General features: G+C 39.5%; 34 protein-coding genes. 30 read left to right on the top strand and 4 right to left on the bottom strand.

What is annotated here, in order from left to right:
* The first annotated feature begins 90 nt into the window (after window positions 1–90).
* The 26 genes from KKB09_06215 to secY all read left to right on the top strand — a co-directional run bounded on the left by KKB09_06215 (window position 91) and on the right by secY (window position 13,138).
* Window positions 91–267, top strand: a complete 177-nt coding sequence (locus KKB09_06215; GenBank protein ID MBU4300785.1) for a hypothetical protein — start codon at window positions 91–93, stop codon at window positions 265–267.
* A 47-nt stretch (window positions 268–314) separates the two neighbouring features.
* Entirely contained in the window at window positions 315–950 is a 636-nt protein-coding gene (locus KKB09_06210) for a 50S ribosomal protein L22 (GenBank protein MBU4300784.1), read from the top strand.
* Window positions 951–965: 15 nt separating this feature from the next.
* A complete protein-coding gene (locus tag KKB09_06205; protein MBU4300783.1) occupies window positions 966–1,781 on the top strand; it encodes a 30S ribosomal protein S3 in 816 nt (271 codons plus the stop codon).
* Window positions 1,782–1,793: 12 nt separating this feature from the next.
* Window positions 1,794–2,030, top strand: a complete 237-nt coding sequence (rpmC, locus tag KKB09_06200) for a 50S ribosomal protein L29 (GenBank protein MBU4300782.1) — start codon at window positions 1,794–1,796, stop codon at window positions 2,028–2,030.
* Entirely contained in the window at window positions 2,030–2,335 is a 306-nt protein-coding gene (locus KKB09_06195) for a translation initiation factor (GenBank protein ID MBU4300781.1), read from the top strand. Before rpmC ends, KKB09_06195 begins: the two co-directional genes overlap by 1 nt.
* 55 nt (window positions 2,336–2,390) lie before the next feature.
* Complete coding sequence (locus tag KKB09_06190) at window positions 2,391–2,699, top strand: ribonuclease P protein component 1 (GenBank protein ID MBU4300780.1); 309 nt, start codon at window positions 2,391–2,393, stop codon at window positions 2,697–2,699.
* An 18-nt stretch (window positions 2,700–2,717) separates the two neighbouring features.
* Window positions 2,718–3,188: a 30S ribosomal protein S17 gene (locus KKB09_06185; protein MBU4300779.1), complete on the top strand. Its 471-nt coding sequence runs from the start codon at window positions 2,718–2,720 to the stop codon at window positions 3,186–3,188.
* Window positions 3,189–3,195: 7 nt separating this feature from the next.
* The gene (locus tag KKB09_06180; protein ID MBU4300778.1) at window positions 3,196–3,594 is read left to right on the top strand and encodes an uL14 family ribosomal protein; all 399 of its coding nucleotides are present in this window, start codon (window positions 3,196–3,198) and stop codon (window positions 3,592–3,594) included.
* Window positions 3,595–3,608: 14 nt separating this feature from the next.
* Window positions 3,609–4,082 (top strand): 50S ribosomal protein L24, encoded by a 474-nt coding sequence (gene rplX, locus KKB09_06175; GenBank protein MBU4300777.1) that lies wholly within the window; start codon window positions 3,609–3,611, stop codon window positions 4,080–4,082.
* A 3-nt stretch (window positions 4,083–4,085) separates the two neighbouring features.
* Window positions 4,086–4,808, top strand: coding sequence for a 30S ribosomal protein S4e (locus KKB09_06170; GenBank protein ID MBU4300776.1), 723 nt, complete (start codon window positions 4,086–4,088; stop codon window positions 4,806–4,808).
* A gap of 17 nt (window positions 4,809–4,825) precedes the next feature.
* Window positions 4,826–5,350, top strand: a complete 525-nt coding sequence (locus KKB09_06165; protein ID MBU4300775.1) for a 50S ribosomal protein L5 — start codon at window positions 4,826–4,828, stop codon at window positions 5,348–5,350.
* A 63-nt stretch (window positions 5,351–5,413) separates the two neighbouring features.
* Complete coding sequence (locus KKB09_06160; GenBank protein ID MBU4300774.1) at window positions 5,414–5,620, top strand: 30S ribosomal protein S14; 207 nt, start codon at window positions 5,414–5,416, stop codon at window positions 5,618–5,620.
* Between the two features lie 10 nt (window positions 5,621–5,630).
* Window positions 5,631–5,921, top strand: a complete 291-nt coding sequence (locus tag KKB09_06155) for a hypothetical protein (GenBank protein ID MBU4300773.1) — start codon at window positions 5,631–5,633, stop codon at window positions 5,919–5,921.
* 8 nt (window positions 5,922–5,929) lie between these two features.
* The gene (locus KKB09_06150) at window positions 5,930–6,316 is read left to right on the top strand and encodes a 30S ribosomal protein S8 (GenBank protein ID MBU4300772.1); all 387 of its coding nucleotides are present in this window, start codon (window positions 5,930–5,932) and stop codon (window positions 6,314–6,316) included.
* 23 nt (window positions 6,317–6,339) lie between these two features.
* Entirely contained in the window at window positions 6,340–6,873 is a 534-nt protein-coding gene (locus tag KKB09_06145) for a 50S ribosomal protein L6 (protein MBU4300771.1), read from the top strand.
* Between the two features lie 13 nt (window positions 6,874–6,886).
* Window positions 6,887–7,378, top strand: coding sequence for a 50S ribosomal protein L32e (locus KKB09_06140; GenBank protein ID MBU4300770.1), 492 nt, complete (start codon window positions 6,887–6,889; stop codon window positions 7,376–7,378).
* A gap of 53 nt (window positions 7,379–7,431) precedes the next feature.
* Entirely contained in the window at window positions 7,432–7,623 is a 192-nt protein-coding gene (locus KKB09_06135) for a hypothetical protein (protein MBU4300769.1), read from the top strand.
* 11 nt (window positions 7,624–7,634) lie between these two features.
* On the top strand, window positions 7,635–8,114 hold the full coding sequence (locus tag KKB09_06130; GenBank protein MBU4300768.1) for a 50S ribosomal protein L19e: 480 nt from the start codon (window positions 7,635–7,637) through the stop codon (window positions 8,112–8,114).
* A gap of 13 nt (window positions 8,115–8,127) precedes the next feature.
* Window positions 8,128–8,718: a 50S ribosomal protein L18 gene (locus KKB09_06125; protein MBU4300767.1), complete on the top strand. Its 591-nt coding sequence runs from the start codon at window positions 8,128–8,130 to the stop codon at window positions 8,716–8,718.
* A 99-nt stretch (window positions 8,719–8,817) separates the two neighbouring features.
* Window positions 8,818–9,549, top strand: a complete 732-nt coding sequence (gene rpsE, locus KKB09_06120) for a 30S ribosomal protein S5 (GenBank protein ID MBU4300766.1) — start codon at window positions 8,818–8,820, stop codon at window positions 9,547–9,549.
* 4 nt (window positions 9,550–9,553) lie between these two features.
* Entirely contained in the window at window positions 9,554–9,880 is a 327-nt protein-coding gene (locus KKB09_06115; GenBank protein ID MBU4300765.1) for a hypothetical protein, read from the top strand.
* 31 nt (window positions 9,881–9,911) lie between these two features.
* The gene (locus KKB09_06110) at window positions 9,912–10,340 is read left to right on the top strand and encodes an uL30 family ribosomal protein (protein ID MBU4300764.1); all 429 of its coding nucleotides are present in this window, start codon (window positions 9,912–9,914) and stop codon (window positions 10,338–10,340) included.
* Window positions 10,341–10,375: 35 nt separating this feature from the next.
* Window positions 10,376–10,624, top strand: coding sequence for a hypothetical protein (locus KKB09_06105; GenBank protein MBU4300763.1), 249 nt, complete (start codon window positions 10,376–10,378; stop codon window positions 10,622–10,624).
* 11 nt (window positions 10,625–10,635) lie between these two features.
* Window positions 10,636–10,917: an acylphosphatase gene (locus KKB09_06100; GenBank protein MBU4300762.1), complete on the top strand. Its 282-nt coding sequence runs from the start codon at window positions 10,636–10,638 to the stop codon at window positions 10,915–10,917.
* 177 nt (window positions 10,918–11,094) lie between these two features.
* Complete coding sequence (locus KKB09_06095) at window positions 11,095–11,673, top strand: 50S ribosomal protein L15 (protein MBU4300761.1); 579 nt, start codon at window positions 11,095–11,097, stop codon at window positions 11,671–11,673.
* A gap of 73 nt (window positions 11,674–11,746) precedes the next feature.
* Entirely contained in the window at window positions 11,747–13,138 is a 1,392-nt protein-coding gene (gene secY / locus KKB09_06090; protein ID MBU4300760.1) for a preprotein translocase subunit SecY, read from the top strand.
* A gap of 258 nt (window positions 13,139–13,396) precedes the next feature.
* Here the strand turns inward: secY and KKB09_06085 are convergent, their stop codons facing one another.
* The 3 genes from KKB09_06085 to KKB09_06075 form a co-directional block, all read right to left on the bottom strand.
* Window positions 13,397–14,926, bottom strand: a complete 1,530-nt coding sequence (locus KKB09_06085) for an alpha-glucosidase C-terminal domain-containing protein (protein MBU4300759.1) — start codon at window positions 14,924–14,926, stop codon at window positions 13,397–13,399.
* A gap of 225 nt (window positions 14,927–15,151) precedes the next feature.
* Window positions 15,152–15,445, bottom strand: a complete 294-nt coding sequence (locus tag KKB09_06080) for a tyrosine-type recombinase/integrase (GenBank protein MBU4300758.1) — start codon at window positions 15,443–15,445, stop codon at window positions 15,152–15,154.
* Between the two features lie 5 nt (window positions 15,446–15,450).
* Window positions 15,451–15,990, bottom strand: coding sequence for a site-specific integrase (locus KKB09_06075; protein MBU4300757.1), 540 nt, complete (start codon window positions 15,988–15,990; stop codon window positions 15,451–15,453).
* Window positions 15,991–16,451: 461 nt separating this feature from the next.
* On the opposite strand from KKB09_06075, the gene KKB09_06070 reads away from it, so the two are divergent.
* Window positions 16,452–17,966 carry an IS1182 family transposase gene (locus KKB09_06070; GenBank protein ID MBU4300756.1) on the top strand — a complete coding sequence of 505 codons (1,515 nt, stop codon included), beginning with the start codon at window positions 16,452–16,454 and terminating at the stop codon, window positions 17,964–17,966.
* Window positions 17,967–18,224: 258 nt separating this feature from the next.
* On the opposite strand, the gene KKB09_06065 is transcribed toward KKB09_06070, so the two are convergent.
* Window positions 18,225–18,776 carry a hypothetical protein gene (locus KKB09_06065; protein ID MBU4300755.1) on the bottom strand — a complete coding sequence of 184 codons (552 nt, stop codon included), beginning with the start codon at window positions 18,774–18,776 and terminating at the stop codon, window positions 18,225–18,227.
* Window positions 18,777–18,892: 116 nt separating this feature from the next.
* Between KKB09_06065 and KKB09_06060 the strand changes: the two genes are divergently transcribed.
* The 3 genes from KKB09_06060 to KKB09_06050 are packed head-to-tail and all read left to right on the top strand — an operon-like array spanning window position 18,893 to window position 23,510.
* Window positions 18,893–19,528, top strand: coding sequence for an ATP-binding protein (locus KKB09_06060; GenBank protein ID MBU4300754.1), 636 nt, complete (start codon window positions 18,893–18,895; stop codon window positions 19,526–19,528).
* Between the two features lie 45 nt (window positions 19,529–19,573).
* On the top strand, window positions 19,574–22,720 hold the full coding sequence (locus tag KKB09_06055; GenBank protein ID MBU4300753.1) for a hypothetical protein: 3,147 nt from the start codon (window positions 19,574–19,576) through the stop codon (window positions 22,718–22,720).
* The gene (locus KKB09_06050) at window positions 22,713–23,510 is read left to right on the top strand and encodes a hypothetical protein (GenBank protein ID MBU4300752.1); all 798 of its coding nucleotides are present in this window, start codon (window positions 22,713–22,715) and stop codon (window positions 23,508–23,510) included. The genes KKB09_06055 and KKB09_06050 overlap by 8 nt, the downstream gene beginning before the upstream one ends.
* Window positions 23,511–23,606: the final 96 nt, after the last annotated feature.

Below are 23,606 nucleotides of genomic sequence, written 5' to 3'. Positions count from 1 at the left end.
TAAGAATGAGCAAAGAACCATATATTTCAGTGAAAATAGAAGCAATAGGAAAAAAAAGACTATGAAGATGAAATTGCGTATCCCGCTGTTTTGAAAGAAAATTATTTTAAAAAAGATACAACTATTACTAGAGAAGAACTTGCCAATATTATGGTCAAAATCATGGGTGATGCAAGATCTGCTGGATTGGGTAGCGTAAATGTACGCCCCATGTTTTTGGATTTACGTCATTTAAAGAAACCTTTCCGCATGATAGATATATTATAAAAAATATAAGTGAAAATGTTAAATAACATACTCTAATGTGATATTACATGTCCAATATAAATTACCCAATCGAGACAAGCGCGGCAAAAACATCGCGCGCAGGCTTTTCAAACCGAAGGCTCTCATGGAAAGATTCGGTTGAGGTAGCTCGATTCATAAAGGGTATGAAAGTGACATCGGCAAAAGCGTTTTTACAGGATGTTATTAAAAAGAAGCGCGCAGTCCCATTAAAGAAATTCAACGACAACAGAGGCCACAAGCACGGAATGGGCCCGGGAAGATATCCTGTAAATGTTTCGCTTGCGTTTTTAGAGCTGATAAACAGCGCAGAGAAAAATGCCGAAAACAAAGGGCTTGACACAAAAGGCATGATTATCCAGTATGCTTTTGCAAACAAAGGCGCAACATTCATGAGATCAAGGCGAAATGAATTCCGCGGCCAGGAAAGGAAAAGCGCAAATGTTTCAATAATACTTCATGAAACCGGCGCAAGCAAATCAAAGGCTGCGAAAAAGCAGGAAAAGAAAGCTGAGGCAAGAACAGAAAAGCCGAAAGAGCATGCACCTAAGGTGCCAAAAGAAGCTAAAAAAGAAGAAACAAAAACAGAACATGCTCACGCAAAAACTAAAAAAGCTGCTGAACACGCACACGAAAAAACCGAAAAAGAGGAATCTAAAAAATGATGATGGGGCATAATAATGATTGAACGTAATTTCATAAAAGAAGGAATAAGAAATGCTGATATAGAGGCTTATTTGTGCCGTGAGCTCGCTCATGCAGAATACAGCCATTCGGAAATTAAAAGAACTCCTTTGAATACAAGAATCATAATTTACGCAGGAAGGCCGGGAATGGTCATCGGCAGAGCGGGATCAAATATCCAGAGGCTTACTGAAGACCTTTCGGTAAAATTCAAAATAGACAAGCCGCAACTCGAAATAAAAGAGATTGAAAGGCCTGACCTTGATGCAAGGGTTGTTGCAAAACGAATAGCTGAAGCGATTGAAAAAGGCAACAATGCAAGAAAAATTGCAAATATATTCATCAAGAAAATACTTCATTCCGGAGCAATCGGCGCTGAACTCGTCATTGCAGGAAAATCTTCCGGCGGAAGATCAAAATCAGACAAATTTATCGAAGGATATTTGAAGAAATGCGGCGATACATCAGAGAAATATGCAAACCGCGCAAAACTTACGGCATTTACAAAGCCGGGTGCTATCGGAATTAAAGTCAGAATAATGCGCGAACTGCCTGAGGAAATCAAGATGATTCCAAAGGAAAGCAAAATTGAGAAAAAACCTGCTGAAGAGCCAGCACACGATGTCAGAGTTGAAGAAGCAATCGCGGTTATTGAGGTCGCGCCTGCTGAAGAAAAAAAGGCAGAAAAAGCGCCAAAAGAAGAAAAAACATTGCCGGTAAGCCCTCCAGCGAAACTGAAAAAAGAACGAAAACCGCGCGCAAAAAAAGAAAAAGTTGAAAAGAAAGAAGAACCTAAAGAGGACGCTAAATAAATCGTGATTTTAATGACTATCTTAAAACTCAAAGATGCCCGCGAACTGCCTAAGGAAGCTATCGACAAAAAGCTTTCAGAAATCAGGCTCGAACTTGCAAAGGAACTTGGTAAAATTCGTGTCGGTGGAGTCGCAGAGAATCCTGGAAAAATCAAGGATATGAAAAAAGTCATTGCAAGAATACTTACAATCGAGAACGAAAAAAAGATATCCTTGGCTAAAAAACCAAAAGGAGGAATCAAATCATAATGCAAGACATTTGCAATAAGTGTGGATTGCCAAAAGAGCTTTGTGTTTGCGAGACCATCTCGCGCGAGGTTCAAAAAGTGCGCGTCTATATGGTAAAAAGAAGATTTGGAAAACTTTCAACAGTTATAGACGGCCTTGATGAAAAAAGCGTTGACATAAAAAAACTTGTCAGTGTGTTAAAAACCGAACTCGCCTGCGGCGGAACCTATAAGAACGGTGCAATTGAGCTGCAGGGAAAACATAAGAACAAGGCAATAAACATCCTGATAAAACAAGGTTTTAGCCAGGAAAGCATTTCCAGCTAAATGCTGGAAAGCCCAGAGCAAACAAAGTTTGCGAAAGGATCTCAAGCTGATTGATATGCCAATCACGGAAAAAAACATTGTAAGGCATGAACTTATCGGTCTCGAAGCCGAAATAATCAAATCAACTGATGCAAAAAAGCAGGGAATCAAAGGAATCATAATTGATGAAACCAAAAAAATGCTGCTTTTGCGCACTGATACAGACGAAAAGCTGGTTGAAAAAGCAGTATGCGAATTTCAACTGACTTTGCCAAACAGCAAAAAGGTTGATGTCCTTGGAAAGCTCTTTTTTGGGCGCCCTGAGGAACGCATAAAAAAGAAATTCCCGCAAAAATGGGATTTTTTTAGCATAGCTAAAAATTAAATGATCAAGTGATTTTTAATGATAACTGAAATCGATAAAAAAGAGAAAGTTCAGGAAGCAGCGAGCAAAGTTCAGAACGCTAAGGCACTTGCGCCTAAAAAAGAGCGTGCTATAAATGGCAAGGGTATTGAAGTAAAATCGGCACAGCTTAAAGAAGGAAAAACAAAAGATATTGGCGTTCCGGTATCAAATCCTCCGAAGCTCGCATGCTCAGATCCGAACTGTCCTTATCATGGACATTTAAGCATCCGAGGAAGAATATTTGAAGGCTCGGTCATCTCAGACAAGATGGACAAAGGCGTTGTCGTAGAATGGGATTATCTAATGGAACTTCCGAAATACAAGAGATTCATGCGAAAGAAATCAAGAGTACCTGCACACAACCCGCCATGTATTAATGCTCACACAGGAAATGTTGTCCGCATCGCTGAATGCAGGCCGCTTTCCAAGACAAAAAGCTTTGTTGTGATAGAAATACTAAAAGGATGATTTATTTATGAAAGCAATTTCAATCAGAATGACAAAAACCCTTCAATCGGGTTCATTTATGACCTGCGCAGATAACACCGGAGCAAAAGAACTTCAGTTGATATCTGTTTTAGGATACGGCGGCGTCAAAAAAAGACATCCCCGAGCAGGAATAGGTGATGTTGTCATCTGCAGCGTCACAAAAGGCAACCAAAAAATCAAGCACGAACTTGTCAGAGCAGTTATTGTCAGGCAAGCCGGGGAATACAAACGCGCAAACGGCATGCACGTCAGTTTCGAGGATAATGCAGCAGTCATAGTTGATGAAAAAAACGAGCCGAAAGGCAAAGAAATCAAAAGCGTGATAGCAAAAGAAGCTGTTGAAAGATTTTCAGTCATAGGAAAAGTAGCGAGAAGCGTGGTTTAAGAGGTTTATAATTTATGAAAGCACAATTTTCAAAAACATGGAATACGAGCAAGCAGCCAAGAAAGCAGCGCAAATACAGGCACAATGCTCCGCTTCATGTCCGAAGGAAATATTTATCTGCGCACCTTTCAAAGCACCTGCAAAAAGAATATGGCCGCAGAAGTGCGAAAATTAGAACCGAGGATCTTGTGAAAGTTATGCGCGGCGAATATGCGGGAAAGGAAGGCAAAATACAGAAGATGGATGTTTCAAAATCAGTTGTTTTTATTGAAGGCATATCCGGAAAGAGATCCGGCGGAAAGGAATTCAATGTTCCGATTCAGGCTTCGAATGTCCGGATAGTCGAGCTGAACCTAAAGGATGAAAGACGCATAAACGCCCTCAAAAAAATAAAGAAAACTGTGAAAAAGGCTGAAAAGCCGGCAAAAATTAAGGAAGAAAAACCAAAATCAGAAGCTAAAGAAATAAAAATGAGTCTAAATAAGTAATGGTTGATAATTATGGCACACTTAAAACGCCTTATGGCATCAAAACATTTCGCAATAGAGCGAAAGACAAAGAAATACACAGTAGCGCCAACGCCGGGGCCGCACGCAAAAGATGGCTGCATACCGTTACAGATTGTTTTGAGGGATGTGCTGGGCGTTGCAGCAAATGCAGCCGAAGTGAAAAAAATACTTAATGAAGGAAATATCCGTGTTGATGGCAAGATTATTAAGAATCCAAAATTTCCGCTTGGAATGATGGATGTGCTTGAAATACCCAAGACAAAAGATGCTTATAGAGTCATACCTGTTGAAGGAAAGCTTTCGCTGAATAAAATTGATGAGACCCATGCAAAATTCAAATTGTGCAAAATAACCAATAAAACAACAATAAAAGGCGGAAAATTCCAGATTAATATGCATGATGGAAGAAACATAATATTCGGTGAAGCAGATGCGAAGAAATACGCAGTTGGCGACACAATAAAAATATCTCTTCCAGACCAGAAAATTATAGAGCATTTTGCATTAAAAACAGGAAATCTTGGAATGATTGAAAGCGGAAAATCCGCAGGAACTGTTGGAAAAGTCAAAGAGATAATCATTGTAAAAGGAAGAGAAAGCAACAAGGTGGTTATTGATTCGGACGGTTCTGATTTCAGGACAATAAAGGAGTATGTATTCGTAATCGGTGAAAAAACGCCTGAAATTATTTTGAAAAAAAAATAAATATATGATGATATTTTATGAAAAAAGAATCAAAATCAGGTTCCATGAAGGAAATAAAGCTCGGAAAGGTAGTTGTCAATATCGGGCTTAAAGAAAGCGGAGAACCTGTCGAGCGCGCATATATCTTCGTTGAAAAACTCACCGGAAAAAAGCCGGTAAAAACGATTTCCTCGCAAAGGGCAAGAACATTCCGCTTAAGAAAAGGCCTTCCTATCGGAGTCAAAGTCACGTTGAGGGATACGGAAGCTATTCAATTTTTGAAAAAAGTCCTTCCAGCAGTTGAGAACAAAGTCAGAGAATCGTCTTTTGACAACGAAGGAAATTTCGGTTTCGGAATAAAGGAACATCTCGACATACCCGGCCAGAAATATGATCCTAAACTAGGCGTTTTCGGCCTTAATGTGAATGCAGCGCTTATCAGAAGCGGTTTTCGCGTCAAAACGCGCAAAATAAGAAAATCACATGTCGGCAAAGCGCATAGAATTTCAAAAACAGAAGCAGTTAACTTTGTAAAGAATTCATTAGGGTTGAAGGTTGTTTAAAGAAAGATAGTTGTATGATTAATGATTACTTAGTGGATGATTATGGGTGAATACAAAAAAAGCATGAAAATTTTTGCGAATAAACCGGTGAAGCTGGCAAAATTCAAAAAGCATAACCTGCCAAAGATCCGCAAATTCGGATTAGGCAATTCAGTTTGCAGGAACTGCGGAAAAAAAGGAATGGGTATGATAAGAAAGTATGATTTATATTACTGCAGACACTGCTTTCGGGAAGTTGCTAAATGCGTCGGATTTAAAAAATATTCATAAGTGATATACAATGGCAAAAAAAATCGAAGTTGTAAATGAAACGGTAAATGTCAAAAAATCCGGAATTGATTATGTCCTAATATCCCGAGTTATGATTTTGTGGGGCATAGCTACTGCACTTCAGGGCGTAATCATCACATACACCATGGCCATGCAACTGATTACAAGTATAAATGCCGGATTGGTGAGTGCGATATCATTTATTGCCTTGCCATATGAATTAAATGCCATTGCAGGTGTTTTCAATTTATTTTTTGGAATCGCGCTAATTGCGCTTGGACAAAAAGCTAAGAACTGGTGAATATATATATGTTACACGATCCTCTTGCAGATGCAATATCTGCGATAAGAAACGCCGAAAGGGCAGGAAAAAAAGATTGCATCATAAGCAAGAACACAAAATTAATACGTGAAATCTTGTCGCGCATGCAGGAAACCGGATATCTTGAGAAATTCGAAGTTATAGATTCTTCGCGAGGAGGAAAAATCAAAGCGACGCTTAGCGGAAAAATCAATGACTGCAAAGCTATTGTTCCGAGGTTTTTTGTAAAGAAAGACGCTTATGTGCAGTGGGAAAAACAGTTTTTGCCGGCATCTGGTGTCGGAATCTTGCTTGTTTCGACATCAAAAGGCCTTGTTTCGCATAAGGATGTACGCGGAAAACTCGGCGGCTCGCTTGTGGCATATGTTTACTGAAATTTGAGTGTTGTGGTGTTATTATGGTTTATCAAAGAATTGTCAAAATCGAGGGCGTAACTGTAACTCAGGAAGGCAGCACGCTCAAGATAAAGGGCAAAAAGGGTGAGTTAGCAAAAGAATTCAGGCATCCTCGCGTGGACATAAAAATTGAGGATAAAGAGCTAAGAATATCGACAAAATCTGAAATTAAAAAAGACAAAGCCATTGTCGGAACATGGGCTGCTCTAATTGAAGGGATGATTACTGGAGTCGAAAGAGGCTACACATATACACTCAAGCTGATACATACGCACTTCCCAATAACTGTAAAAGTCATCGGCAATGAAATACATATGATGAACTTTCTTGGCGAGAAATTTCCAAGAATTGCAAAAATTAACGGAGATGTAAAAGTCAACGCCCAGAAAGAATCGATAACTGTGACCGGCATTGACAAATACTCTGTCGGCCAGACTGCTGCGAGCATAGAAAAGCTCAGCAAAAACAAGCGCTCAAAAGACTCGCGCATATTCCAGGACGGCGCGTACATAATCGAAAAAGCAAAACTTGGATAAAGGTGTAATTTTTATGAAATTTGAAGATTTAATCGAAGTCCGCAAGGAAATGAAGGCGCGAAAGCCTCACTTTAAGAGGCACGACCGAAACAAGCTTGCAAGGCTTGCGCGAAGCGGATGGAGAAAATCAGTTCAGGGGCACGATAACAAAAACAGAAATCGATATGCTGGAAATGAAAAAGCGCCGACTCCAGGATATGGAAGCCCAAAGCTCGTGCGTGGAATGCATGCAAGCGGCCTTTTTGAGATCCTAGTCCACAATGTCAGCGAACTTAACGGTATTGACGCAAAGAAATACGCAGTAAGGATTGCGGCAACAGTCGGGAATAAAAAGAAGATAGATGTTGTCGAAGCAGCAAGAAAGCTGAATCTCAAGATCCTCAACCCAAAATACATCATCAAATCAAAGAAAAAATCAGTAAACGAGGACGTAAAAACAGAGAAATTAAAAGAAAAGGAATCAAAAACAGAAAGCAAACCGGAAATTAAAAGCACTAACAAATAAAGATAATCAACAAGGTTGAGATAATATAATCTGGTGATCGCATCAACACACACATGAATGAAGAAAAAATAACATTCATACACTTTGGAAAAGACAAATGCCCGCACTGCGGAACCATAGGAAATGAGGTAAAAGAAAAGGAATTCCTATTTTTGGAATGCCCTCTTTGCAGCACAAAATTCACAAATGAGATTGTGCTCCAAAAAGGAGCTATTGACAACGAAATAATATTTGACAATAATTGAATGTGATGTTTATGGATTTAAAAACTCAAAAAAGGCTTGCAGCGAATATCCTTAATTGCGGGCAGAACCGCGTTTGGATTGATCCGCAAGAGCTTAGCGAAGTCAGCGGCGCGATAACAAAAGATGATGTCAGGCGCTTCATAGTTAAAGGATTCATAAAGGCCAAGCCAAAAGTCGGTGCATCAAGCGCGCGCGCAAAAATTTCCCGCGAGCAGAAAAAGAAAGGCAGGCAGCGCGGCATGGGAAAGAGGCGCGGAAAGAAAACTGCAAGAACCGGCAAAAAAGTGGTCTGGATGAAGCGAATCCGCTCAATCAGAAAAGACCTTGTAATGCTGCGCGAAAAAGAAAAAGTCACGCGAAAGCAGTATGCAAAGCTTTACAAGATGGCCGGTTCAGGAATGTTTAAAGACAAGGCAAATCTGCACCTCCAGGTTACAAAAATGAAGGAAGCAGATATTGTAAAAGAAGAAGAAACTGTAAAAAAGCAATAAATGGATGATTTGTATGAGTTTGTTTTCGCCAAAATTCAAGAGAAGAGAACAGGGAATAACTAATTACAAGAAGCGTTTCAGCATGCTTAAGTCAAAGCTTCCGCGAGTTGTTGTACGCGTAACAAACAAAAGAGTACTCACACATGCAACAGAATTCATGGAAAAAGGAGACAAAACAACTGTGTTTGTTGATTCGGCGCATCTTAAAACTTTCGGATGGAAACATTCAATAAAATCTATTCCCGCAGCATACCTTACCGGCGTTCTGCTCGCTTCAACAATGAAGGAACGCGGCTTGAATCATGACTGCATAATTGACCTTGGCATAAAAACAAATACCAAGGGCTCAAGAATATTTGCTGTTTTAAAGGGCGCTGCAGATGCAGGACTGAAATTCCCGCATTCTACGGACTATTTTCCTTCAGATGATCGGGTTTCAGGAAAGCACATTGATACTTACAGAAAAACGGATGTGAGCAAGGATTTTGCAGATCTGAAGGCAAAAATAATGTCCGGAGCGGCAAAAGTCGTAAAATCTGAAAAAAAGAAGGCAAAATCTACAAAGACAAAAGCTGTAAAAGAAAACAAAGAGGATACGAACTAATTTATGTGATACTTATCTTGAAATTACAAAGCAATTTCAAGCTTTAAAACCCAGAGATAATGAGGATGGTTATAAATGGCACGAAGATTTCAAAAACGTATGGAACGAAGCCCAGTAGACTTGTCAAAATGGATTCCAAGAACAGATCTTGGAAGAAAAGTAATGAACGGCGAAATTAAAAGCATTCATCAGATTTTCGAGCTCGGGCATGTCATTCGAGAACCGGAGATAATCGACTACTTATTCCCGACTTTATCAGAAGAAATAATATACATTGGCGGCATGCCCGGCAAAGGAGGAGGCAAGATGAGAACGCCTCTTAGAATCACCACAAGAATGCATCGCTCGGGAAGGCGAAGAACAATTCATGCTCTTATGGCAGTCGGCAATAAGAACGGCGTTGTCGGAATCGGTTATGCAATAGGTAAGGATGCAAAAAGCGCGATAGAGAAAGCCGGAAAACAGGCGCGCCTTAGCGTAATGCTTGTCCGGCGCGGCTGCGGCTCATGGGAATGCAACTGTTGCGGAACGCACTCAATACCATTCAAGGCACTTGGAAAGCGCGGTTCTGTTAAAGTAACTTTAATACCCGCTCCAAAAGGCATAGAGCTTGGCGTTGCAGACGAAATCAAAAAAGTGATGAGGCTTGCAGGAATCCGTGATTTGTGGATGAAGTCGCGCGGAGATACAGGAACACGAGTGAACTTCGTTTTAGCAGTCTTTGAAGCATTCAGGAACCTGAACAAGCTAAAAGCAGATGATGAAGCTGCGAAAGTAACCGGAATGAAACTCGGGATAATTGATGCCGAGCCAAAGGCAGAAACAGCGTGATTCGATGAATCGCATGGATAATACGGTTGTTTTTGTACTAAGAATGCGCAATAAACGAATGAATGAGTATGTTTTTGTAACTGAAGAAAATCTTGATGTTCGGGGACATTCCACATATTTCGCGCGCGCAATTGAGCTGGGTGAAAACACAGAACCATTAAAACTGAGCGATCCCTGCGAAATAATGGGGACGCTTGTTCCTGATGAAGAATTATATAAAAAATTGAACCTTTGCGAATTCAGGGATGAAGAAACAATGAAAGTAATAACGCAGGGTAATAAAAGTTATGTTCCATATAAAAAACGGGCGTTCAACTGCCTTATGAATTAATATTTAAAAATAAACTAATTGGTGTAAATATATGTTTGTAGTACTAAGAGTTCGCGGAACTTCAAAACTAAATGGAGATGTAAGTGATACATTGAAGATACTTGGCTTGCACAAGCCGCATCAGTGCACATTTGTCCCGAATAATCCGTCTTATTTAGGTATGCTTAAAAAAGCCGAAGGATGCGTCGCATGGGGTGAAGTAACACCGGAATTGCTTGAAAAACTTATTGAAGTGCGCGGAAAATCCACTGACCCAAAAGCAAAGAAAGTCGACGCAAAGGCCGCCGCAAAAAAAATCCTTGAAGGAAAAATAAAAGAGAGCGGAATTAATCCTGTCTTAAAGCTTTGCCCTCCGAAAAAAGGCTTTGCAAGAAAGGGTGTTTTGCACGGATTCGGGCAGGGCGGAGAGCTGGGATACCAGAAGGAAAAGATAAACGAGCTTATTGAGAGAATGATATAACGTCCATAAATCTTTGGGGGATTTATCTGCAAAAAATGATAAAATATCAAATAGCGGGCATAATAATTACCATAATCCTAACATATTTTGCGCTGAATTGGCTGGCTGAAAAAGAAGCCACAGCAAAATATTCGGACTTGAAAGGCGGCATTGCCTTCGAAGAAATAAATTCGAGTAATATGTCCGAGCCGCCTAAGCAACTAAGCAAAATATGTGAATTTTGTTTGGAAACAAACGACACGGTTTATAAAACTTCGGGCGCCTGCAAGCCGTGTTTTGTATAGCCGGTGGTCTTATGCAAGTTCGCGCAACAATCATTGTTCACGGATCAGTGCAGGGTGTCGGGTTTCGCGCATCAACAAAGGCAATCGCGCAGGACATGGGCCTCAAAGGTTATGTCCAGAATCTGCCCAACGGAACAGTAAAAGTAGTTGTCGAGGACGAAGAGGAAACAATAAAAAAGCTAGTGAAAATCCTCAAATCCCGGGAAATACTGGGAACTCAAATCGTAAGCAAAGCTGATGTAAGTTACGAAGATGCAAAGAATGAATTTGATGCTTTTGAAATAAAACGATAATCTAATGATTTTAACCCAATGCATTGGGTATATGGTTAAAAATCCGTTCGCGACGCATTATGAACCATCATGCGCGTCGCTTTCGGCTTTAAAACCCAATGAAAATCCTTTCACTTCGTTCAAGGCTTTTTAGCCCAGAGTGAAAGGTGAATGGCTAAAAATGGGGAATGGTTTTAAATGGTCGTAAACAAACACAAGAAAAACAGGAGATTACGAGGCAGCCGCACTTATGGCTGGGGAAGCCCGAAGAAACACCGAGGAAAAGGAAGCAGAGGCGGGGTAGGTAATGCCGGTATGGGAAAACGCGGTCAGCACAAGATGAGCTTGCTTAATTCTCTTGGAATAAAGAATCTCGGCTCGCACGGATTTGTAAGGCCGCGCCAGAAATTGTTTGTGAAATGCGCGATAAATCTTGTTTCAATCGAGGCAAATGTTGAAAAATGGCTTGCTAAAAAGATTGCTATCGAGGAAAAAGGCATAATTATTGTTGATCTGGAAAAAGCAGGTTTTGACAAGGTTCTTGGCTCAGGAAATATTTCAAGAAAAATGATAATAAATGCACCTAAGTTTTCAGCAGGCGCGAAGAAAAAGATTGAAGCTGCCGGCGGAAAGGCCGAAGGTGAAATAATCAAAGAAGAAAAAGAAGCAAAAAAAGATAGCCCAAAAGAAGCGCATAAGGCCAAAGTCAAAGCAAAGGATACTGGGAAAAAAGCGCCAAAAGAAAAGGCAGTGAAGCCGAAAAAGGCAGATAAGTAACGCTTCGATAATTATATATAGCTTGTCAAACTAAGAATTCTCCAGCGCGTATCGATTAATGCAGGTAACTTCAATGTCTCTTGATTCAATCATTCAAAAAATTCCGGGCGTGACAAAGCCAGTTGAAAAACAGAATTTCAAAGTGCGCATACGCTGGACATTGATAATTCTTGTTCTATATTTCTTTTTGAGCGAAGTTTATATTTACGGAATAAACCAGCAGCAGCTTTCTCAATTAGCCCAGCTTGCCGCGCTTATGGGTGCGTCTTTTGGTACATTGATAACTCTTGGCATCGGCCCGATAGTCACAGCAAGTATAATGCTTCAGCTTTTTGTAGGATCTGGGATGGTTAAATGGGATATGGCCACGCATGCGGGCCGCGCAAAATTCCAGGGAACTCAGAAGCTTCTTGCATATTTATTCACAATAATTGAGGCTGCAGCATACACTTTTTTAGGGGCGATACAGCCGGTTGATTTTGCACCCTTGACGATTTTCCTTATAATATTCCAGCTCACACTTGGCGGATGGCTCGTAATACTAATGGATGAAATCGTCAGCAAATGGGGTTTCGGCTCCGGCGTCTCCCTGTTCATCGCTGCCGGAATCGGGAAGCAGCTTTTCATTGCTATGTTCAATCTTGCACAATCAGCGACAGGAGAATTTATAGGTGTTGTTCCGGCGCTTTTTGACAACATACTTCGCGGAAATATATCCTTTGGCGCGCTTTCAATATACATTCTGCCGCTTCTCGCAACGTTTCTCGTATTCGCGCTCGTAGTGTATGGACAAGCCCTTCGAGTCGAAATACCTCTAGCATTTGGCGCATTCCGTGGATTCGGCAGAAAATGGCCGCTTAAATTTATATACACTTCAGTCATGCCGGTTATTCTTACAGCAGCAGTCCTGATAAATATAGAAGTCTGGGCAAGGCTTATTGCAAAAACTGCAGTTGAAGGAACAAGCAAGATGTGTGGGCTTCTTGGCTGCTATGAAGGAAACCAGGCAGTATCTGGCATTGTTCATTACATTACACCACCACATCAGTTTATGTTTAATATCATTAATCTAAACTTCATACCGGATGAAATCATCAGAGTGATAACCTACACATTATTCATGGTTGTCGGTTCAACAGTATTTTCTCTTTTTTGGGTCAATACGTCGGGGATGGACGCGCGCAGCGTAGCAAACCAAATACTACGCAGCGGCATGCAGATTCCTGGATTTAGGCGCGACCCAAGGATTATCGAATCCGTTCTTCAAAGATATATCACGCCTCTTGCAATTCTTGGCGGCGCGTTTGTCGGGCTTCTTGCATCTATCGCAGACTTTTCAGGATCTATTGTACGAGGAACAGGACTTCTGCTTACTGTGATGATAATATATCAGATGTACGAGCAGCTTGCAATGCAGCATCTGGAAGATATGAATCCGATGGTAAGAAAGTTCTTTGAGAAGTAAGTTAACTGAAGTTTTGCGTTTTTTGGGCAGTTGAGCTCAAATATCAATTCACAAAAACTGAAATTTGAGTGTGAATTTTAAAAAACGCAAAACTTGAATAAGTTAATCTGTTTTTTACATTTCGTTTAACTCGGCGGGTTTATGAAGTCGGCGATAGCCGATTTGGGCGAGCCCGCAGGCGAACCGTAAAGCCGTTTGTTGTGCGACCCGAAGGGCAAATTGCGAAGCAATTTGAGTTGCGAGCCCGCCCCCGTCGTCTTATTCTTTCAAACTCAAGATTTTAGAACCATAAGCAGATACATATATTTGGAAATTAGCCGCGTTTGTAATTGTAAATGATTCTCCAGAAAGCTCATCTTTAAGCATATCGCCTTTCTTGAAAGGCATATCCAAAATGCTCGTCGTTTGTAGGTCACCAAAATTTATCACAACAACAACAGTTTCATTTCCGTAAGTTCTAGAATAAGCGTAAACATTATCTCCGTCTTTCCAGATATTTTTGATTTCGCCATATTTAAGAGCATTATTGGAGTTACGAATATTTAGCACTTTGCTGTAAAACTGCCATAGATCTGAATTGGTATCATAACCAGATAAATCAACAACTTGTTTTTTTGTATTTCCTGTTTCCTGCCCAGCATGTATCATAGGTACTCCTGGAATCGTTGAGATCAAAGCCATTAAAGCTTTATTCTGTTTCGGATAGACCGCTTGCACTCTTTGGGTATCATGATTTTCAGAAAAATGAGATCTAGTGCGATCGTTCTTTATATTTTCATTTATCAAATAATTAACCAAATCTTGAGAAGTTGTTTTGTTGGCAACAACATTATCGAGAAATCCATTTTTATATGTAATGGGTCCGATGGGGATTCTTGTCGCATAATCCAGCCATCCCGAAAAATACCAATTATATGATATTTCAGCATACTCATCAAAAGCAGTATCGCAGGTTTGTGGAGTTCGTTCACAAAGAGGACCTGGCAGTTCAGTGTATAATATTGCATCGGATTTTATGGCCGTAATTTTTCTTTTAACTTCTTTTAAAAGCTCGGCGGCTCCGTAATTCGAATGAATCGGTGTTCCGTTTCCCAATAACAAATTTTTCTCATCGCCTTCCTTTATGTTTACTTGCGGAGCATCAACTCTCCAGCCATCAATATTAAAGTTTTTGACATAATATTCTGCCATATTCGACATATCGACAATAAACGCTGTACTGGTTTGGTCTGTCGAATACCCCCACCTCCATTTATAGACAGAACCATCATTTTTATAATGAAGAAACATCTCGGGAGAATTCTTGTATTCTATGCTTGTATCTGGCCGGTACGATATAACTAAATCAAAAAGTATCCTCATATCGTTAGCATGGACCGTGTCGATTAAATTTTTCAAATCTTCCTCTGTCCCATAATTGGGATTTAACTCGCTATTTATCAGGCTGTAGCCGGATGTTCTGCTTTGTTGGGTTTCGATTGAATTCCATATCGGTGCAAGATATATTGTTTTAATCCCAAGTTCTTTTAATTTTGGGACTAACTGTGTCAATTCTGAGTATGTTTTTTTAGTATCAAACTGGGCGATATTCACATTATAGATAGCACCTTCGTTAAGCCAGCTTTTGTTAAATAATGTATCATGTCTTATGTTTGAAGTCGAAATATGTGTATTATTTGATATGACTGATTCATTTTTCAGGACGCTTGTCTTTTGGCCGATGCAGCCGGAAATAAGTATAATCGCTATAAGAAATGCACTCACCATACTTAGGGTTTTCAGTTTCATATATTGTTATTGCTCGTTATTCGTTATAAATGTTATTCTGTGGGCTCGCAATTTCGCACAACTCGTTATTGGGCATACAAAAGTTTGTTTTGTATGCCCTCTAAGGATAAAAAGCGTACTTTTATTTGTTTTTTGCGCGCCTATTGAGCGTTAACTATACTTTTGTTTGTTTTTTATTACGGTATTGAGCGTATTATGTAATAAAAAAGCTTGAAAATCCGATAATCAATGGTTTGGATTTTCATGATTTTTCGCGCTTTTAGGTGATGTTATACCTACTGTGGGATCATCTAGGGCATCCAACGGGCTTTTGACGTTTCGTATCAGTGCGCTTGAGACATGCGTATAAAGCTCGGTTGTCCGTACATCCGAATGGCCAAGCAATCTCTGGATTATTCGAATATCTGTGCCGTTTTCAAGCAAATGCGTCGCATAGCTGTGGCGCAAAATATGGGGGTGCACGTTTTTTGTTATGCCTGCCTTCATGGCGGCATTATCCACGATTTTTTGAATCGACATTATTGTCAAGGATTTTCGTAATTACGCAAAATTAGGTATGATTCAAGCCGTTTCGAAAGTGTTGCTGGCAAAGAAACAATCCTGTCTTTGTTTCCCTTTCCCTGCCTTACGAAAAGTACGCCTTCGCCAAATCGAAGGTCGCATTTTTTCAGATTTGCAGCCTCAGACACTCGCAATCCGCAGCCGTAAATTGTTTCCACAAGAAGCCTGTGCTTTGTATTTAAAATCGACGTTATCATTTTTCGCATTTCCTCTTTTATCAGGATTTCTGGAATTCTGTTAGACTTTTTCATATGATGTATGAATAGATCTTTTCCAAGAATATTTCTATAAAAGAACTTTATCGCACTTATTCTTTGGTTTATTGTTCTTGGTTCCATCCGCTCGGAAAGCTCTGCGAAATACCTTTTAACAGTTTCGTCAGAAGCTTGTGCCCCAACTTTATTCAGAAAACAAGACGTATGGAACATATACGACTTCACAGTCTTCTTGCTGAACCCTCGCAACTTAAGCTCAACTTCCAATTTCGAAAGCAAGTTGCCCATAGATAAAATTCATTTGCGCGGCATATATAATTAATCCCTATGTGTTGCCGATAGAAAGAATCACTATTCAGATTCCCGCTCAACCAATTTCTTGATTCTTTTCGCCTTTTTCGCGCCAATATACCATACTTTCTGCAAAAGTTTCATTTGCATTTAAGGCATATAAACAAATGTACCCATATAATCAATATGCAAATCGTAGTGAACCTCCCTGCAGCAAGCAGGCTGTCCGATAATTATTCGCCACTTCTCAAGTAAAATCACTATGCTGCAATACATTTATATACTTGTGCACCCTAAATATTATGAGGTGTAAACATGACTTATCTCGAAATAAAATCAATAAATGGGAGAAAATATCGCTATGAGCGAACAAGTTATCGTTTAGGGAACAAAGTATTTCATAAAAGCAAATACTTGGAAGCGGTTAAGCCAAAAAACAAAAAGAAAGGGGATTGCTAATGGCTTTCATCAAATCGTTCAAATCGCAAAATTGGCTTTTGCCGCCAAGAATTGAAGATATGATTCCCAAAGATCATGTTTGTTTTCTTGCAGAATCACTTGTAGAGTCACTTGATTTTTCTTTTTTTATGAAGAAATATGCTGGTGTTGGACATCCAGCATATCATCCAAGAATATTATTGAAAATATTGGTTATGGGTATTCTTGATAAAGTGCGTTCTTCAAGAATGCTTGCAAAAAATGCAAGAGAAAATATTATATACATTTATTTGTCAGAAAAGCTATCACCCGACTTCAGAACAATAAGCGATTTTCGAAAAAATAATCCCGAATTATTAAAAATTGTCTTTAAACACACATTAATTCTTGCAAAAGAAGAAGGAGCGCTTGATTTGAGCCATCTTTCAACTGACGGAAGTAAGGTAAAAGCAAATGCATCCAACAAAAAAGTTCTTACAAAACAGGAGTTGGATATTTTGGATACATTTATCAACAATGAACTTGAAGAATGGACAAAACAGGATCAAATAGAAGATAAAAAATTTGAGAATCTTAGAGGTTTCGACCAATTGCCGAACAGTAGCAAGAAAAGAATCAAAGCCACTGTTAAGCGTTATATTAAAGAAACAAAATGCTTAGGCATTGAATTTAAGCAGACGATAAACGAAAAGATAAACGATGCAAAAAAAGAATTGAAAGATAAAAATTTAGAAAAAATCAGCCTAACTGATGGCGACAGCCGTTTCATGAAAAACAAAAAAGGAAAAATTGAATTATCCTACAATGTTCAAATAACTGTTGGCAAAAACGGCATTATTCTGGCAAACGATGTTTGTCAAGATCCTAATGACCTATATCAGCTTCAGCCGCAAGTCAATATGACTGAAGAAAATCTAGGAACATTGCCAAATGTTCCGTGGAGTTTTGACAAAGGTTTTTATGAAAGCGGAAACATAAAATTTCTTTCAGATAAAAAAATTAACGGATATATTCCAGACAATTTGAATAAAACCGATAATCCTTTTGATAAAAAACATTTTATTTACGATGCAGAAAAAGACGCTTTCACCTGTCCTACAAACAATTCTCTAACATTCACTGGCGAACAATTCGATAAAAGCAAAAAGAAAAGAGTGAGGCTTTATAAAGGGCAATCGTGCAAAACGTGTTTATGCCAACAAAATTGCACCAAATCAAAAAAGGGCATTCGACGCATAAAAGTTTTTCCTTTTGAAAAAGAACGCAAAGCAATGGACGACAAAATAAAAACTCAAAATGCAAAAGAAACATACAAACTGCGTGCGGAAACAGTTGAACCTGTTTTCGGCGATATCAAAGAAAACAAAGGATTTCGTGCATTTCTTACAAGGCATCTTGAAACAGTAAAAAATGAGTTCAATCTCGTATGTGCCGCATCAAATTTGAGAAGAATTTACACAATATTACAAAAGAGAAGTAAACTAAAGCTTTCCTCAGGCACAATTTTTGTGGCTGCTAATGATCTTTGTATTTAACCTATTGTTGGACAGCCTGCTTGCAGCGGGGTATATGAAACGATAATAAAGAAACGCGCGTTAGATTCAATTCAGAATATAATTTTTGACAAGAAGGATAAAACTGCAATAGCAACAAGTTTTATAAAAACTTACCGCAATTTGCTAAATGGTGTAAACGAGAAGCATAGATAATTCCTTTTAAATGCATTTTCTTTTAAGAAACACAGACTTAATAAAACTAACAAAGGTCGGTATTGCAGCATACACCCGTTCTTATCAAACATTTGTTTTTCTCCCGTTTATGTGGGTGAGTTTGTAAGCATCCACCTCAAGATTTAATTCATTAAGTATTTTATTCAATCTCTTCTTTTCAGTAACAGAACGCTTTAGACCGCCTTTCTCAAGCAAATTTTGCAGTGCATACAGGTCTACGAGAATTTTATCCAATTCCTCATTCTTTAACTCAAATTCATTTCTAAGCTTATCTATCGTGTTCTGGCCGGATTCAATAAAGTGCCTGCCGATATACACTTCCCTTTCACTGCCTTTCAGCCAGTCAACAATATAATAGATCGCCCTTATTGCAATCATAGCAAACACAGCCCAAAAAAACAGTATTGAATCAAGCAGCAAATCAGGCATTCCGGAAATGATAATGACGCGCAGACGAATAAGATATCCTGCAAGGGCGAAAAGCATAAGGATGCGTAACACGCGCCATGGCTTTTTGAGGTAGCGCCATTCTATGAGCCGTGCGACTTCTTTTGAAAGATACAACGAATAGATAAGGAATATTGCCCCGGCTGCAACAAGAAGTTCGGAGTACATATTTGTAATAGGATGAGCTAGCATATATTCTTTATAGCTCAGTGTCAAAAGGCACATCAATCAAACATCACCGCGTATTTATTAAATTTACGAGATAATTAAAAATTGTTGATTCTATGCAGACATCAGAGAAACAAATTAATGAGGGATTGAAAACAAGATTGAATTCTTTAAAGAATGGCCGCAAGGAGTTCCACAAAATTTGGATATCCGGCGGACCCGGCGTCGGAAAGACCGCGCTTATCCACGGCCTCATAGGAGAATTAAAGTGGCGTGACAAGACAGTTGAGTGGATTGATGAAGTAATCCGGGATTGCCCTTTTCCGATTGACAAAGGAGCGAATTTCAAGACCGAAATGTGGGTAATCGAGCACCAGCATTACCGCGAGATCCAGAAACTAAAGCACATGCCCCAGTTCCTTCTATGCGACAGGGGAATGCTTGACCAGGCAGTTTACAGCACAATGCTTTTTGACGGAAAGAAAATGTCCGAAAAAGAATACAACATTATTTTGACAACAGTTCTTGAATGGATTAAGACCTACGACTTCGGAATCGTTGTAAGCCCGACAGATAAGGAAATAACCAAAGACGGCTTCAGGGCGACAGAAAAAAACTATCAGTGGGAGCTGCATAATTATTTTTTGAGCGTCCTCGATGCCCTTGGGGCGGAATACATCGTAATAAAAGGAAGCCATGAAGAGAGGATAAAACAGGTTGTTGAGCACCTGAAAAAGAAAGGGCTCTTATGAAAGAGCGCCCCACAGGTTTATATACTTCCCGCCCGAAAGTATAATATGCGCCGTTCTGAAGGGGATAGCATTAGGAAGATTCTTTTCGCATTGACTGCCATATTCCTTATTGCATACGCAGCATATGCTGCTCCGGCAAAGCCAAACTCGATAACATTCTACCAGAACGCCAGCGAACACTACGCAAATGGCGCGTTTTCCATAAACTGGACTGGAAACCTGTCGAACGGCAACATATTGAATTATTCCATATACGTCCATAACGCGTCTGGCTTTGTCATGCTGCTAAATAATACGAGCGAAAACGGAACACTTTTTTCTGTAGTTGTAAACAACGGCAATTACACATTCAACATCAGCGCGGTCAATGAAACCGGTGAAAGTGAAAACGCCACATCAACTTGGATTTTTGTAGACCTGCAGAATGCAACAATCATCCATAACAGCCCTGCAAACGGCCTGAACACAACTAACGCAACTGCAAATTTCAGCTTCAACGCAACTGACAACACAGCACTAAATTGTTCGCTTTATATTGACGGCATTCTAAAAAATACAAATTCATCAACAGCAAACAACACAGAAACAATACTTAACTCCACGCTTTCTGAAGGCAGGCATCTATGGAATATCTCCTGCACAGATCTCGCGAATAACACAAACACAAGCACTGCATACAATATTGGAATTGATCTGTCTGCGCCTTCCATTATTCTTAACTCTCCTGCAAACGGCGAATGGAATACTAACGGAAAGACAAATTTCACATTCAAAGCAACAGACGCTGTCACCGCAATCAGCAACTGCAGCCTGTGGACAAACACCACGGGAACATGGGCTGTAAACATGACCAATGATACAATTGTAAACAATACCCAAACCGCATTCATATTTGAAAGCAATGTGCTTGGCAACGGAACTTATTTATGGAATGTCGAATGCTATGACGCGGTGTCAAACAGCTCTTTTGCATTAGAGAATTATACCTTCATTATTGGCAATGCCACCGACTTTACGGTTACGGATATCAGGCTCATAAATTCATCCAACGGAAACAACCCCATTCCGGGAAGCAACCTGACAATAAACGCGACAATCAAGAATTCCGGAACGCTAAATTCAACATCAAATATGACTGTTGCGCTTTTCTGGGAAGGCTCTGCAACACCAATTGGACTGCAAAACATAAGCAATGAAACGCTTACAAACGGGAATAGCGCAAACATAACATTTAACATCTCTGGCGTAAATGTGACCGGCTATGGCTCGCATACCATTACAGTATCTGCAGATTATGGAAATTTAGTTAATGAATCTAATGAAAATAATAACGATGGCACATTCATTCTTTTTACAGGGCTCAATACAAGCGCGAACATTACAACACGAGCGCCAAAACCGGGTGATAATGTTAGCATAAATATAACTGTAAAATACCAGAACGGCAGCGCAGTTACTGGCCTCAATCAGACAAATTTTACAATATATGACATATACACATATGACAACGGCACAAACACATCGTCAAGGGTCGCAAATATTTCATATTTCAACAGTTCGCAAAATTCAAGCGGAATATATTCCATGAACATAACCACGCCTGCAAAAGACGCAAATAATCGCGCGGAATACGGAAACCACTTCATCCGCGTATCTATAAAAGACAATAAATCAATAGAATATTACGGAGAAGACAACAGAACATCCAACAATTATTCAATGAAAGCGCCGAACATGGCAATAAAATTCTATGCATCTTCGTTTGATATCGATTTAATAAATGGAGACGCAACAAGAATAATAAGCCTGCAAGTGAAAAATACCGGCACAATCGATATAAACAACATAAACATAACGGTCTATACAAATAGCAGCAGCCTCACTCTGGCTTACAACTCTACGCATGTCCGAAGCATTGCATGCAATTACAGCGCAACTCTTTTGGCAGCATCAAACGCTTCATATGAAACAGTCGCAGACTGCATAATAAGATATAATTCAACAACTATCGGAAGTTACATTCTTACTGCAACTGCCGGTGGCCTTGATACAGACGGCGCGACATACAATGCAACAGCCATAACACAAAATGTATCTGTATTAAATTCAAGCAATACAGTAGACACAGCTTCAAGCTCATCATCCGGCAGTGTTGCGATAATAAGGTATTTCACATATACTATAAACATAACAAATTACAGCAAGACAGTCATGATTGAACAGGGGGCTTCAACAAACATAATCTTTGCGATAAAGAACCTGGGAAACGGAACCGTATACAACCTGTCTGTCAGCCTCACCAATCCAGATATGGCTTCCTGGGGAAAATGGTATAATTCAACTAAAGTAAAGATGGTGGTTCCAAAAGAAACGGTTTATGTAACGACAAACATATCAGTTCCTCTTAATGCCACAGTTGCAACCTATACAATAACCGCTAACGCATCAGGCAGTGAAGCAAATTCCTTTAAACTAATAACATTTGTGCTTCTGGTGCTGCCGGGAAATGATACAAAGAAGCAGATTGATATATCGTTTGACGAAATTCTTGCGCAAATAAAGGAATTAAATATCAGCATTTCAAAGCTTCTTGAAAACACGAATAATATAAACGTGACAATTGCTTCAAAAAAGCTTGCCGAAGTTGAAAGATTAAGGCTTGAAGCCGAACAGGCCATATTGAAAGGCGATTACCTTACAGCATATAATAACAAAAAAGACATAGAAGCGCTTCTGCCAGAGATAAAACAGCTCATTTCTACCGAAACGCAGATTGTTGAAAAGAAAGAAAACCAAAAAAGAAATATGACGCTCATAGCAGCATTCATTATTTCAATTGCAGGCTTGGTCTACTATATGTGGCTTCCCGAAGAAGGCTATACTCCGGGCAAAGGATATTTCAAGAAAAATCAAACACCTTACTTGACACGCTTAAAAGATGGCATACACACCACAATTCATAAATCGGTAAGGAGCCCGTCGGATGCAGTACATGAAATGATAAATAAAGACAGGCAGGACATAAGGTACCTGAAGCCAAAAGAACAGCCATACAAATACATCCGGAAAGATGCCAAATTCAGCATAAATAAAGTATATCAAAACCTCATAAATCAATTCAAAGAACATGGAAAAGCAAAAGGAAAGCCAACATATAATTTCCATAAAAAACAAAGATGGTCTGATGATTGAAAGAAATCAAGTGATTGCCCTAATTGGAATGATTAGCTTCGGAGCTGCTGCGATTTATCTATTTCAATTGTCCGGGCTTAATGATGTGTTTCTTGAAAGCATTCTTTCAAAAACAATCGATAGCACAATGACGCAGGCACCGCTCTTGAACACAATACCTCTTGTTGCAGGAATTTTTGCGCTTGCGCTTTCTTTTGCATTTGTCGGAATTTACGCACTCATCACACAAAAAATAGATTGGATTATTGTAATTGCCAGTATGATAATGATACCGCTTTCACTCATGTTCATCGGATCATCACTTACAGGAGCTGTTTTTGGTGCAGGGCTGTTCTTATCAGCAATAATCATGCAGTATTGCCCGATAGATGATGCAAAAGCTTACAAAGAACTAAAGCCTGCAAGAATCATCCGCGGAGCTGTCGGGACATCCATTCTTCTGACAAGCGTTCTTATCGGGCTTTCTGTTTATATAACTGTATCAGGAGATGCATCCTACTCAGAGGAAGGCGTAAATAATGTTGTTGACACAATGCTGAAAATGACTATTGATGAAGAGACGCGCGCATCTGTTGAAGAAGTTCCGGGCGGAATGGATATGCTTAAAAATCAGATGCAGTCTTCTGAAGTTGTTTTTATGATAAAAACATATTACGCCCAATTCAGCGCCATAACTGCATTTACAATAATACAGGTAATTGGCATTATTTTGGCGCCAATAGCGGGAATATTCGCGTGGCTGATGTGGAAAATGAATGATGAAGGAAGAGCTGAATCAAATAATCGATAAACCCCGCTTCGCTAAAGCGAGGTTATAAATATCCGAAATCAATAACCTCTTGGCAATGATTAAGTCGCCCCAGAATGAGTTCGCGATGATTTAAGG

The organism is Nanoarchaeota archaeon (genome assembly GCA_018897155.1).
In the GTDB taxonomy this organism is placed as follows: Archaea; EX4484-52; EX4484-52; order EX4484-52; family LFW-46; genus LFW-46.
This window is presented reverse-complemented; position numbering and strand designations above follow the sequence as displayed.